Raw genomic sequence first — 12,915 nt, forward strand, 5'->3', positions numbered from 1 at the left:
CGGGCGCTACAAATCCAGCGCCTGCAGCTCGCTGGCACGGGCGGAGCGCTCCCAGATCTCGTCGAACTGCAGCAGCAGCGGCACCTGCGCAGGGCGATCGGCCAGCGCCATGCGGCCCTGCGGCTGGCTGGGGTCGGGCAGGTAGAGGTAGCCGCCGGTGTCGTTGGCCAGCCAGGCGCCGGTGCGCTGGCGGTCCACGTCCTCCACCGGCGTGCGGATGGCGATGGCGCTGGAGAGGCGCTGGAACAGCCCGACCAGCCGGTGGCCTTCGCGCAGCGCGGCGGCCGGGTCGTGCAGCAGTATCCGGATGTCCGCACGCCGGCCGGAGGTGGCGATGCGCCTGAGTTCGGCCAGCTCGGCGTCGTTGCCGTAATCCTCGCTGCCCAGCAGGGGCAGGTGCAGCACCAGCCGGTGGCGCGTGGCGACCAGCAATTGCAGGCGCGCGGCGGCCAGCGCTTCGCGGCCATCGATGGCGCGGCGGCCGCCGTCGTCGCTGTTCACCGGCGGCGTGCCTTGCGCAGCACCAGATAGCCTTCGTTGACCAGCGCCAGCAGTAGATCGGCGGTGGCAGCCGAAGGGGCGGCATCGAGCGCGATCTCGCGCTCCGCGCACAGCTGTTTCGCCAGTGTTAGCGGTGCTGGCCATGCGTGGCCGTTCGCATACAGGGTGCAGCCGGACTTGCCGCGGCTCCACGCCATGCGCGACCACGGGTGGCGCAGCAGGCGCGCGCCGGCGGCGAGCTGCTTGCGCAGTGCGGCTTCGTCCAGTGCGCGGTCGGGCAGGGCCGGTGTCTGTGCGTTGCGGTAGCGGGTGATGAAGCGGCCGAACCAGTCGCGCAGCGTTTCCTCGTCCAGCGCGGCGGCGAACGGCAGTGCCTGGCGCAGCCGCGCCAGCGCTTCCGCGTCGATCTCGCCCATCGCCTTGGCCGGGGCGAGGTCGGGGTCGGCGTAGCGCTGGTCCTCGTGCAGCCGTTCGGCGAGGTAGTCGGCGAGGTCGCCGGTCAGCTCCGCCTGCGAGGGCGCGCGCATGCCTACCGAGAAGGTCATGCACGGGCCGCCGAAGGCCACGCCGTCGTGCGGCACGCCGGGCGGTAGGTAGAGCATGTCGCCCGGTTCGAGCAGCCATTCGTGGGTGGGCTCGAATTCGCGCAGCTGCTTCAGCTCCACATCGGGGCGGAAATCCCTGGGTGCGTCGGGATCGGTACTGATCGCCCAGTGGCGCTGGCCCAGTCCCTGCAGCAGGAACACGTCGTACTGGTCCACGTGCGCGCCCACGCCGCCGCCCGGCTCGGCATAGGAAATCATGATGTCGTCCACGCGCCAGCTGGGCAGGAAGGCGAAGGGCTCCAGCAGGGCGGCCACGTCGGCGTCCCATTTGTCCACGTCCTGCACCAGCAGCGTCCAGTTGGCGTCGCCGGTTTTGGCGAAGTCGGCCTCGGCCAGCGGGCCGGTCTTCACCTGCCAGCGCTCGCGCGCCTCGTCGTGGCGGATCAGGCGCGACAGCGCGCCATCCTCGCAGGCCAGCCCGGCGAGATCTTCCGGCGCGATCGGCGGCACGAAGTCCGGGAAGGCGTTGCGTATCAGCAGGGGGTGCTTCTGCCAGTAATCGCGCAGGAATTGCGCGGGGGGCATGCCCAAGGGTTGGCGGGCGGAGCCGCGGACTTCGATGGGCGGGGTGGGCTTATGGGGGGCGAGGGCGCGTTTCATGCACGCATTGTAAGCGGGCGATCGCGATTGGCGCCCTGCGGGGCCGATCACGGGCGGCAGGCGCGCTGCCGCGAAAGCCCGGGCCGGGCGCCCCCGGGCGGATTCTCAATGCAGTATGCGCACCACATTGTTGATACCCAGCACCAGCACCGCCAGCCCCGCCAGCACGGTGGCGGCCCTGGCCGGAACGCGCCGGATGAAGAGCGCGCCGAACGGCGCGGCGAGAATGCCGCCGGCGATCAGGCCCAGTACCGCGATCACGTGGCCGGCGCCGATGCCGAACAGGAAGGCGGCGCTGGCGGCGAGGCTCACCACGCATTTCGCCAGGTGCACGCTGCCGATCACCACGCGCGGCTGCATGCCGCGCGCGAGCAGGGTGGTGGCGGTGAGCGCGCTCCAGCCGCCGCCGCCGATGGCGTCCACGAAGCCGACGGCCATGCCGAGCAGCGACGTACCGCGCGGCGGTTCGGTGCGCTCGCCGGGGCGTCGCGCGCTGCGCAAGAGCAGGAACAGGCCCATGCCCAGCAGGTAGGGCGTCAGCACGATGCGCAGCCACGAGGCGGGCAGGTGCACGGCGAGCCATACGCCCAGCAAGGCGCCGATCGCGCCGGGGATCGCCAATGCGAGGAACAGGCCGCGTCGCACGTTGCCCGCCGCAAGGTGGCTGAGCCCCGAAGCCCCGCAGGTGAAGGTCTCGGCGTAATGCACGCTGGCGCTGGCCATCACCGGCGGCATGCCCAGCCCCAGCAGCAGGCCGGCCGAGGTCACGCCGTAGGCCATGCCCAGCGCGCCGTCGACCAGTTGCGCGCCGGCGCCGACCAGGGCGAACACTAGGAATTCCGGCAGGTTGCTCATCGGTGCTCGCTGGAGAAGGGCTCGTGCATGTCATCACGCGTGCCTGTATGCCGGAAATGACCGCCCCGCATAAGCACATGACCACAAGTGTTTTCTTGTGTCCGTTTAACGTAAATAACATGGACGCATAGACGTATGGATGGCCAAAAGGAAACGAAGGTGAGTGCTGCCACGCGACCGATACTGCCGACGCCGGCCCTGGCCGTGGAGCGGCTTGCGCTGCTCAGCCGGCTGACCGAGGGCCTGCCGCCGGCCGAGCTGTACTGGATTTCGGCGTGGACCGCCGCGCTGGCCGCGCAGGCCACGCGCGTCGCGCTGCCCGCCGTCTCGCCCGCCGAGGCGGCGAACGCGGGTAGCGCCGACCGGCTCACCGTGCTGTACGGCAGCCAGACCGGCAACTCGCGCCGCGTGGCGGAACGGCTGGCCGAGCGCGCCACGGCGGCGGGGCTGAACGTGCGGCTGCTGCGCACCGGCGCCTACGCCGTGCGCGAGCTGGCGCAGGAACGCTACCTGGCGCTGGTCATCAGCAGCCAGGGTGACGGCGACCCGCCGGACGACGCCATCGGATTCGTCGAATTCCTCAACGGCAAGCGCGCGCCGAAACTGCCGCAACTGAAGTTCGCCGTGCTGGGGCTGGGCGATTCCAGCTACCCGCAGTTCTGCGCGGTGAGCCGCCGCCTGGATGCGCGCTTCGCCGAGCTGGGCGCGCAGCGTTTCGCCGAACTGGGCGAGGCCGACGTCGATTTCGAGGTGCCCAGCGCAGGCTGGAGCGAAGGCGTGCTGGCGAAGGCGCGCGAGGAACTGCGCGCGCCGGCCGCGGCCACGGCGAATCCGCGTCCGGTCGCGCTGCATGCGGTGGACAGCACCCAGCACGGCCGCGAAAAACCGTATGCCGCCGAGGTGCTGGAGAACCAGCGCATCGTCTCGCGCGACAGTGCGCGCGAGGTGCGCCACATCGAACTCTCGCTGCAGGGCTCGGGCCTGCGTTACGAGGCTGGCGACGCGCTGGGCGTGTGGCCGAGCAACGCGCCCGCGCTGGTCGAGGATTACCTGCGGGCCCTGCGCCTCGACGGCGAACAGGAAGTGACGCACGACGGTCGCCGCCTGCCGCTGTCGCGCTGGCTCACGCACGAGCGCGAGCTGACCAAGCTCAGCCGCCCGCTGTTGGCTGCGCATGCCGCCGCCAGCGGCGACGCCGGACTGGCGCGCGCGCTGGAGCCCGAGCAGCGCGAAGCACTGGCGCGCCTGCTGGATACGCACCAGCCCATCGACCTGCTGCGCCGTCATCCGGTGAGCTGGAACGCGGAGCAGCTGGTGGCTGCGCTGCGGCCGCTCACGCCGCGGCTGTACTCCATCGCCTCCAGTCCCAAGCTGGTGGGCGAGGACGAAGTGCATGTCACCGTGGCCGTGGTGAACTACCACGCGCACGGCAGCGAACACTTCGGCGCGGCCTCGTCCTTCCTTGCCACGGCGGGTGACGACACGCGCGTGCCGGTGTTCGTGGAAGCGAACGAACGCTTCCGCCTGCCACAGGACGGCAGCAGCGACATCATCATGATCGGTCCGGGTACCGGCGTGGCACCGTTCCGCGCTTTCGTGCAGGAGCGCCAGGCCACGGGCGCCGCGGGCCGCAACTGGCTGCTCTTCGGCAACCGCCACTTCTCGCAGGATTTCCTCTACCAGACCGAGTGGCAGCAGGCGCTCAAGGACGGTGCGCTGCATCGCCTCGATCTCGCCTTCTCGCGCGACGGTGCGGCCAAGACCTACGTGCAGCACCGGCTGAAGGAGAAAGGTCGCGAACTGTACGCGTGGTTGCGCGAAGGCGCCCACCTTTACGTGTGCGGCGACGCTACGCACATGGCCAAGGACGTGCACGAAGCGCTGGTCGAAGTGGCCATCGCCCACGGTGGCCTCTCCGACGAGGATGCGCGCGGCTGGCTGGCCGAGCTGCTGCAGAAAGGGTGTTACGCCCGCGACGTCTATTAATGCGTTCTTCCATGAACGCGGGAATCAAGAAGCGGCCATTCATGGCGCACTTTCAATAAAAGCAAGCCACCCTCATGCCCTCCCATCTCGAACACATCAAGACCGCCAGCCGTTTCCTGCGTGGCAGCATCGTCGAAGGCCTGGCCGACCCGGTCACGGGTGCGATCAGCGAGGACGACGACAAGCTCCTGAAATTCCACGGCAGCTACCAGCAGGATGACCGCGACCTGCGCGAGGAGCGCCGCAGACAGAAGCTGGAGCCGGCCTATGCCTTCATGGTGCGTGCGCGCCTGCCGGGCGGCGTGATGACGCCGGCGCAATGGCTGGCTTTCGACAGGATCGCCAGCGACTACGCCTCCAGCGGCCTGCGCATCACCACGCGGCAGACCTTCCAGTGGCACGGCATTGTCAAGTCCAACCTCAAGCCGACCATCGCCGCCATTGATGCCGCGCTGGCCAGCACCATCGCCGCCTGCGGCGACGTCAACCGCAACGTGGTGTGCAACACCAACCCGGTGCAGTCGCAGGCGCATGCCGAAGCCTACGCGTGGGCGGCGCGGCTGTCCGAACATCTCAAGCCGAAGACGCGCGCCTATCACGAGATCTGGCTGGACGGCGAGAAGCTGGTGGGCGAGGCGGCGGAAGCCGAGAACGAGCCGCTGTATGGCGCGACCTACCTGCCGCGCAAGTTCAAGATCGGCGTGGCGATCCCGCCGCTCAACGATGTCGACGTGTTCGCGCAGGACCTCGGCCTGATCGCGGTACTGGAGCGCGGCGAGCTGGTGGGCTTCAACGTGGCCATCGGCGGCGGCATGGGCGCCTCGCATGGCGACCCGACGACATACCCGCGCCTCGCCAGCGTGGTCGGATTCGTGGAGCCCGGCCGCCTGCTGGAACTGTCCGAAGCCATCATTGCCGTGCAGCGGGATTGGGGCAATCGCGAGGAGCGCAAGCACGCCCGTTTCAAGTACACCATCGACACCCGCGGACTGGCTGCGGTGAAGGCGGAAATCGAAAAGCGCGCCGGCTTCGCGCTGGCAGCCGAGCGGCCGTTCCATTTCGACCACAACGGCGATCGCTACGGCTGGATCGAAGGCCATGACGGCCGCTGGCACCTCACCCTGCAGGTGGAATCCGGGCGCCTCGTGGACCATGGGGAGGCGCGCTGGCTCAGCGGCATGCGCGAGATCGCGCGCGTGCATACCGGCGACATCCGGCTCACCTGCAACCAGAACCTCATCATCGCCAACGTGGCCGAGGCGGATCGCGCACGCATCGATGCCATCGTGGCCGAACATGGCATGGGCGGTTACCGCCGCTACAGCGGCATCCGCCAGCATGCCATCGCCTGCGTGGCGTTGCCCACCTGCGGGCTGGCGATGGCCGAGAGCGAGCGCTACCTGCCGCAGCTGCTGCCCAGGCTGGAGTCGCTGCTGGACAGTCACGGCCTGCTCGATGCGCCCATCCTGCTGCGCCTGTCCGGTTGCCCGAACGGCTGCTCGCGCCCGTATCTCGGCGAGATCGCGCTGGTGGGGCGGGCGATCGGCCGCTACGACCTGCGACTGGGCGCGGACTTCAGCGGCCAGCGGCTCAACCAGGTCTATCGCGAGAACGTAGACGAGGCGACCCTGCTCGAAGCGCTGGACGCCCTGTTCGCCCGCTACGCCGCGGAACGGGCGCCCGGCGAACACTTCGGCGACTTCCTGCTGCGCAGCGGCGTGCTGAAGAACAGGAAGATCGCCGCAGAGGTGGTGGCATGAGTGCGCCGCAACTCCCCGCGGATGGCCATGACGCCGAAGCGCTACGCGCGCTCAACGACTGGCTGGGCGGCCAGGATGCCGAAGCGCGCGTGCGCTGGATGCTGAAGCACGTGCCGGGCGGGCATGCGCTCTCTTCCAGTTTCGGTGCGCAGGCAGCGGTGTCGCTGCATCTGTTGAGCAGCCAGGAGCCGGACATCCCGGTAATCCTGATCGACACCGGCTACCTGTTTCCCGAGACCTACCAGTTCGTCGATACGCTCAGCGAGCGGCTGTCGCTCAACCTCAAGGTCTACCGGCCCGCGATCGGTCGTGCCTGGGCCGAGGCGCGTTACGGAAAATTGTGGGAGCAGGGTATCGAAGGGCTGGACCGCTACAACCGCATCCGCAAGGTCGAGCCGATGCAGCGCGCGCTGACGGAGCTGGGTGTGCAGGGCTGGTTCGCCGGCCTGCGCCGCGGCCAGTCGCGCAGCCGCCGCACCATCGATTTCGTGGAATGGCGGCAGGACCGCTGGAAGCTGCACCCGATCGCCGATTGGACGGACCGCGACGTGGGCCGCTATCTGCAAAAGCACAGCTTGCCCTACCACCCGCTATGGGAGCAGGGCTACATCTCCATCGGCGACACGCACACCACACAGCGCTGGGAGCCTGGCATGGATGCCGAGGACACCCGGTTCTTCGGGCTCAAGCGCGAATGCGGGCTGCACGAGATGTCGTGATCGGCGTGGCCGCCAGCCGCTCGCGCCAGTGCGGCACGCGCGGCGGCTTCTCCGGCGCGATGCCCAGCGTGAGCTGGCGGCGCACATCGTTGCGGTCGAGGTGCGGCGCGAACTGCGCGATCCATTCCAGCGTGTAGTCGCGCAGCACGCTGTCCTTGCGCAGCACGATCCAGGTCGTGCACAGGGGCAGCAGCGCATCGGCCTCGATCACGCGCAGGTCGGTGTCTTCGCCCGGCTGCAGCGCCATCTCGGCCAGCACGCCCACGCCCATCCCGGCGCGCACGTAAGTCTTGATGAGGTCGGCGTCGGCGGCGGTCATCGCGATCTGGGGCGCCAGCCCGGAAGCGGCGAAAGCGCGGCGCAGCGAGGACTCGGGCCGTTTCGAGGAGTCGTAGCTCACCAGCGGCAGGGCGGCCAGTTCGTCCAGTGTGGGCGTGCGGCCCGGCTTCGCCAGCGGGTGATCCTGCGGTGCCAGCACCACGCGGCTCCAGCGATAGGCGGGGAAAGCGATGCCGCCGGCCGGAGCGGCGCCCGACGTGCTCACCACGGCCAGGTCGACACGTCCGCTTTCCAGCAGATCCAGCACTTCGGCGTCGCCGCTGGGCTGGAGGTGCACGCTCACCTGCGGGTAGCTGCGGTTCAGCGCGGCAATAGAAGCGGGCAGGGCGAAGCGCGCCTGCGTGTGCGTGGTGGCGATGCGCAGTTCGCCGTGCGCTTCGTTGCGCAGGTTGGCGGCGATGGAGCGGATGTTCAGCGACTCGGCGAGGATGATGCGCGCGCGCTCGATCACCCGCACGCCGGCGTCGGTGATCGAATCCAGGCTCTTGCCCTTGCGGATGAAGAGCAGCAGGCCGAGTTCGTCCTCCAACTGCTTGAGCTGCTTGCTGACGCCGGGCTGGGTGGCGTGCACGCGTTCCGCGGCGGCGGTGATGTTGAGCCGGCAATCGGCGATGGCGACGAGGTAGCGGAGTTGGGTAAGGGTCATGGCTATCCAGTGATCTATGGCGATGGTGTCTGCGGCGAACGGATGTGTTCCGCGCGCATACATCGCATCGTCCGGCCTTGCTGGAGGCAGGTTCTGGATGGTCCGGGTGTGGCAAGTGTTAAGGCCATGTCCATGAGTCTATATGCTTTTTTGTTCGGACGTCTATACGTATAGACGTTCAAATATAGGATTCACGATTTCCTGATCTCGCTGAACGCGTCGGCGTTGGCGTGGATGATGGCGCACATGGGTGCGGTTTCCTGCGGCTTCGGGGCGATTCATGCCACATCGGCATATGTGCCGGCGCGAAAGTCATTTCCGCCGGTGGCGGGTGGTCCCTAGCGTGGCCCATTCCATATCTGAATCATCGAAGCCTGCGCCATGAAGCTGTATCCGCTGTTCGCCGACCTTTCACGCCGCGCCGTACTGGTGGTGGGCGGCGGCGCCGTGGCGGAGCGCAAGGCCGCCGCCCTGCTGGCGGCGGGAGCGCAGGTGACCGTGGGTTCGCCCGAGCTGACGCCGCAACTGCAACGCTGGGCGCGGCAGGGGCGCATCGCGCACCGGTCCGGCGGATTCGCGCCGGGCTGGCTCGATTACGCGTGGCTGGTGGTGGCCGCCACCGACGACCGTACGTTGAACGCGCAGGTCGCGGAACTGGCCGGCTTGCGGCGCGTGTTCGTGAACGTGGTGGACGACGCGGAGCTGTCCAGCTTCCATGTACCGGCCGTGATCGACCGCTCCCCGCTGGTGGTGGCGATTTCCAGCGGCGGCGCGGCGCCGATGCTGGCGCGGCTGGTGCGCGAGCGCCTGGAAACCCTGCTCGACCATTCGCTGGGGCCGCTGGCCCAGCTGGCGTCGCGGTTGCGCCTGCGCATCCGCCGCCGGCATCCCGACCCCGCCGCACGCCGCCGCTTTTATACGGAACTCTTCACCGGGCCGGTGGCTGCGCTACTCCGCAAGGGGCAGCCGGAGCAGGCCGCCGCCGCCGCCGAGCAGGCGCTGCGCGCCGCGCCCGCCGGGCAGGCCGGTTCGGTCGTGCTGGTGGGAGCCGGTCCCGGCGATGCCGGCCTGCTGACCCTGCGCGGACTGCGCGCATTGAACGAGGCCGACGTGATCCTGCACGACCGCCTGGTGAGCGCGGAGGTGCTGGAGCTCGCCCGCCGCGACGCCGAGCGCATCGAGGTGGGCAAGCAGGCGGGAAACCATCACGCCACGCAGGACGAGATCCATACGCTGCTGCTCGAGCATGCGCAGGCCGGACGGCGCGTGGTGCGGCTGAAGGGAGGCGATCCCTTCGTGTTCGGCCGCGGCGGCGAAGAGCTGGAGTTCCTGCGCGACCACGGCATTCCTTATGAAGTGGTGCCCGGCGTCACCGCCGCCTTGGCCTGCGCGGCGCATGCCGGCGTGCCGCTCACGCACCGCGACCACGCGCAGTCGGTGCGCTTCGTCACCGCCCATTGCCGCGAATCGCTGGACACGCTGGACTGGGCCGCGCTGGCGCAGGAGCGCCAGACCCTGGCGGTATACATGGGCGTGGCCGGCCTCGACCGCCTGCAGGAGCAGCTTCTGGCGCACGGACGCGCAGCTTCCACGCCGTTCGCCCTGATCGAAAACGGTTCGCGCGCCCATCAGCGCGTGGTCACCGGCTCGCTGGCCGACCTGCCCGGACGCGCCGTGGCGCATGCGGTACGTTCGCCCGCGCTGCTGATACTGGGCGAAGTGGCCGCGTTGGCGGAGCGGCTGGCCTGGTTCGGCGCCCCGCCACTGGGCGATGCCGTCGTTTCGCCGCCACGCCTGCGGCCGCCGCGAACGGCGCAGATCGCCGGCGAGCCCTTGCGCCGCCGCGCTTGACGAAAACCTTGCAGACCCGCGCGCATGATCGCGTGCAGCCATCATCCGGAGCCATCCATGATCTACGACAGCATCCTCGACACCATCGGCAACACGCCCATCGTCCGCCTGCATCGCCTCGCCCCGAAGCATGTCGAGCTGTACGTGAAGGTGGAGGCGTTCAATCCCGCAGGCTCGGTGAAGGATCGCCTTGCGCTGGCGATCATCCTGGACGCCGAGCGGCGCGGCGTGCTCAAGCCCGGCCAGACCGTGGTGGAGTCCACCTCGGGCAATACGGGCGTGGCGCTGGCGGCGGTGTGCGCGGCGCGCGGCTACTCCTTCGTGGCGGTGATGCCGGAATCCTTCTCCATCGAACGGCGCAAGCTGATCCGTGCCTACGGCGGCAAGGTGCTGCTCACGCCCGCCGCCCTGCGCGGCAGCGGTGCGGCGGCGAAGGCGCAGGAGCTGGCCGACAAGCACGGCTGGTTCCTGGCCAACCAGTTCGAGAACCCGGCCAACCCGGCCTACCACCGCCAGACCACCGCACCGGAAATCCTGCGCGATTTCGCCGGCCGCCGCCTCGATTATTTCGTCAGCGGCTGGGGCACCGGCGGCACGCTCACCGGCGTGGGCGAGGTGCTCAAGGTGGCGCGGCCGCAAGTGAAGGTGATCGGCACCGAGCCGGCAGGCGCCTCGCTGCTCGGCGGCAAGGAGTGGCAGCCGCACAAGATCCAGGGCTGGACTCCCGACTTCGTGCCCGCCGTGCTAAACCCCAAGGTGGTCGACCAGCTGGTGACGGTGGAGGACACCGTGGCCCGCGACACCTCGCGCGCACTGGCGCAGAAGGAAGGCATCTTCACCGGCATCTCCTCCGGCGCCACCCTGGCCGCCGCGCTGCAGGTCGCCGAAGCCGCGCCTGCGGGCTCGGTGCTGCTGGCCATGCTGCCGGACACCGGCGAGCGCTACCTCTCCACCTTCCTGTTCGAGGGCGTCAACGAAGGGTCGGACGAGGTGGAGTAAGGGTCGTCGGTCCGGGTGAGCGATCAAGACAACAATGCCGCCCCGAGGCGGCATTGTTTTTTGGAGCGTGCGGCTGTTGCCGGAACCAATAATGGCGCCTCACAGCGGCGCGCAGTGCCATTCCAGCCACGCGAGGTCGGCGCCTTCCAGCAGCGGCGCGAGCGCGGCGCGCACGGTGGCGTGGTAATCGTCCAGCCAGGCGCGTTCGTCGGGACTGAGGAAACCGGGCTCCAGCGCACGGCGGTCAAACGGACACAGGGTGAGCGTCTCGAAGGCGTAGTAGTCGCCGAACTCGGTGCGCTCGGCTTCGGTCACCACCGCGAGGTTTTCGTGGCGGATGCCGTGGCGGCCGGGTTTGTACAGGCCCGGTTCGATGGACGAGATCATGCCGGGCTCCAGCGCCACCAGCGCGCCGCCGGAAACCGGCGGGCGGATCGACTGCGGGCCTTCGTGCACGTTGAGGAAGTAGCCCACGCCGTGGCCGGTGCCGTGGCCGTAGTCGCAGCCGGCCGCCCACAGCGGTGCGCGCGCCAGCGCGTCGAGCTGCGGGCCGCTGGCGCCTTTCGGGAAGCGCGCGCGGGAGAGCGCGATCATGCCCTTCATCACCAGCGTCGCGTCGCGGCGCTGTTCGGCGGTGGTTTCGCCCAGCGCCAGCACGCGGGTGATGTCGGTGGTGCCGCCGAGGTACTGGCCGCCGGAGTCGACCAACAGCAGGCCTTTCGCCTGCAGCGCGCTGTGCGATTCCTGCGTGGCGCGGTAGTGCGGCAGCGCGCCGTTGGCCTGGTAGCCGGCGATGGTGGCGAAGCTTTCGCCGATGAACTCCGGCTGCGCGGCGCGCGCGGCGTGCACCAGGCGGTGCACGTCCAGCTCGGTGAGCGGCTTGCCTTGCGCGAGCTGGTGTTCGATCTCGCGGAAGGCGCCGGCCAGTGCCGCGCCGTCGCGGCGCATCACTTCGCGCACGTGATCCAGTTCGGCGGCCGTCTTCAGCGCCTTGAACGCGGTGCTGGGGTTGGCGGCTTCGATTCGGCGCGCGGCGGCGGGGATCGCGTTGCTGATGGCGCAGACCACGCGGCCGGCATCGAACAGCAGGGTATCGGCCTTGCCCAGTTCGCCGAGCGCGCCGGTGATGCCGTCGTAGGTCGCGATGGCGATGCCGTCGGCGGCGAGCTGCGCCACCAGCGCGTCGTCGAACTTGCCGCGCTCGGCGAACAGCGTGGCCTTGCCCTCGGCCGCCACCAGCAGGTGGGCGAGAAACACCGGGTTGCACTCCACGTCGCTGCCGCGCAGGTTGGTGAGCCAGGCGATGTCGTCGAGGCTGGAGAGCAGGTGGTGGGTGGCGCCGTGCTTGCGCATGGCGTTGCGCACACGCGTGAGCTTGTCCGCGCGGGCGGTGCAGGCCCAGGCGATGGGGTGCTCGACGATGCGGGCATGCGGCAGGCCAGGGCGATCGCTCCAGACCGCGCCGGGCAGGTCGAGGTCGGTGCGCACGCGCACGCCGTGCCCGGCCAGCTTGCCTTCCATCGAGCGCAGGCCGGCCAGCGAGAGGCTGTCGCCGGCCACGGCCAGCACGTCGTCGTGCTTCAAGTGTGCGGTCAGCCACTCGATGTGCTCGGGCGTGTGCGGCACGTGCAGTTTCATCAGCGCGATGCCGCTGCCGGCGAGCTGCTGCTCGGCCTGCGAGAAATAGCGCGAGTCGGTCCACAGGCCGGCGTGCCCGTGCGTGACGATCAGGGTGCCGGCCGAACCGGTGAAGCCGGACAGCCACGCCCGCGCCTGCCAGCGCTCGGGCAGGTATTCGGACAGGTGAGGGTCGGCGCTGGGAACGATCACGGCGGCGACGCCGTGCTGCTGCATGGCCGCGCGCAGTGCGGCGATCCGGTCGGGGATGTGGGTGTTCATGCGCCGCACTTTAGCAGGCGCCTCGCCGTAGGCCGCCGGCCTGGCGCGGCCGGGATCGGCGGCAATAGCAATTTCGGATGAATCCGATCGCCCGGACATCTCGCGGCGGCGGCCGTCTGCCGCTAGAATGCGTATTTCCAGCACGGCTGCATCCC

10 protein-coding genes are annotated in these 12,915 nt (G+C 69.6%); 5 read left to right on the forward strand and 5 right to left on the reverse strand.

What is annotated here, in order from left to right:
- Positions 1–6 precede the first annotated feature (6 nt).
- The 3 genes from IHE46_RS04800 to IHE46_RS04810 all read right to left on the reverse strand — a co-directional run bounded on the left by IHE46_RS04800 (position 7) and on the right by IHE46_RS04810 (position 2,561).
- Entirely contained in the window at positions 7–501 is a 495-nt protein-coding gene (locus IHE46_RS04800) for a hypothetical protein (protein WP_192163483.1), read from the reverse strand.
- Entirely contained in the window at positions 498–1,706 is a 1,209-nt protein-coding gene (locus IHE46_RS04805; RefSeq protein WP_192163484.1) for a cupin domain-containing protein, read from the reverse strand. The genes IHE46_RS04800 and IHE46_RS04805 overlap by 4 nt, the downstream gene beginning before the upstream one ends.
- A 105-nt stretch (positions 1,707–1,811) precedes the next feature.
- A complete protein-coding gene (locus tag IHE46_RS04810) occupies positions 1,812–2,561 on the reverse strand; it encodes a sulfite exporter TauE/SafE family protein (RefSeq protein WP_192163485.1) in 750 nt (249 codons plus the stop codon).
- Positions 2,562–2,720: 159 nt separating this feature from the next.
- Between IHE46_RS04810 and IHE46_RS04815 the strand changes: the two genes are divergently transcribed.
- The 3 genes from IHE46_RS04815 to IHE46_RS04825 all read left to right on the forward strand — a co-directional run bounded on the left by IHE46_RS04815 (position 2,721) and on the right by IHE46_RS04825 (position 7,026).
- A complete protein-coding gene (locus IHE46_RS04815) occupies positions 2,721–4,547 on the forward strand; it encodes an assimilatory sulfite reductase (NADPH) flavoprotein subunit (protein WP_343229987.1) in 1,827 nt (608 codons plus the stop codon).
- Positions 4,548–4,621: 74 nt separating this feature from the next.
- On the forward strand, positions 4,622–6,307 hold the full coding sequence (gene cysI / locus IHE46_RS04820; protein ID WP_192163487.1) for an assimilatory sulfite reductase (NADPH) hemoprotein subunit: 1,686 nt from the start codon (positions 4,622–4,624) through the stop codon (positions 6,305–6,307).
- On the forward strand, positions 6,304–7,026 hold the full coding sequence (locus IHE46_RS04825; protein ID WP_192163488.1) for a phosphoadenylyl-sulfate reductase: 723 nt from the start codon (positions 6,304–6,306) through the stop codon (positions 7,024–7,026). Before cysI ends, IHE46_RS04825 begins: the two co-directional genes overlap by 4 nt.
- Here IHE46_RS04825 and IHE46_RS04830 read toward each other — a convergent pair.
- Entirely contained in the window at positions 6,992–8,011 is a 1,020-nt protein-coding gene (locus tag IHE46_RS04830; RefSeq protein WP_192163489.1) for a LysR substrate-binding domain-containing protein, read from the reverse strand. The two genes, IHE46_RS04825 and IHE46_RS04830, sit on opposite strands and share 35 nt — an antisense overlap.
- A gap of 381 nt (positions 8,012–8,392) precedes the next feature.
- Here IHE46_RS04830 and cysG point away from each other — a divergent pair, with 381 nt between their 5' ends.
- Together cysG and cysK are read left to right on the forward strand one after the other, a co-directional pair.
- Positions 8,393–9,862: a siroheme synthase CysG gene (gene cysG / locus IHE46_RS04835; protein WP_192163490.1), complete on the forward strand. Its 1,470-nt coding sequence runs from the start codon at positions 8,393–8,395 to the stop codon at positions 9,860–9,862.
- A gap of 57 nt (positions 9,863–9,919) precedes the next feature.
- A complete protein-coding gene (cysK, locus tag IHE46_RS04840; protein ID WP_192163491.1) occupies positions 9,920–10,861 on the forward strand; it encodes a cysteine synthase A in 942 nt (313 codons plus the stop codon).
- A gap of 99 nt (positions 10,862–10,960) precedes the next feature.
- On the opposite strand, the gene IHE46_RS04845 is transcribed toward cysK, so the two are convergent.
- The gene (locus IHE46_RS04845) at positions 10,961–12,760 is read right to left on the reverse strand and encodes an aminopeptidase P family protein (RefSeq protein ID WP_192163492.1); all 1,800 of its coding nucleotides are present in this window, start codon (positions 12,758–12,760) and stop codon (positions 10,961–10,963) included.
- Positions 12,761–12,915 lie beyond the last annotated feature (155 nt).

Source organism: Rhodanobacter sp. DHG33 (assembly GCF_014843005.1).
Taxonomy (GTDB): domain Bacteria; phylum Pseudomonadota; class Gammaproteobacteria; order Xanthomonadales; family Rhodanobacteraceae; genus Rhodanobacter_A.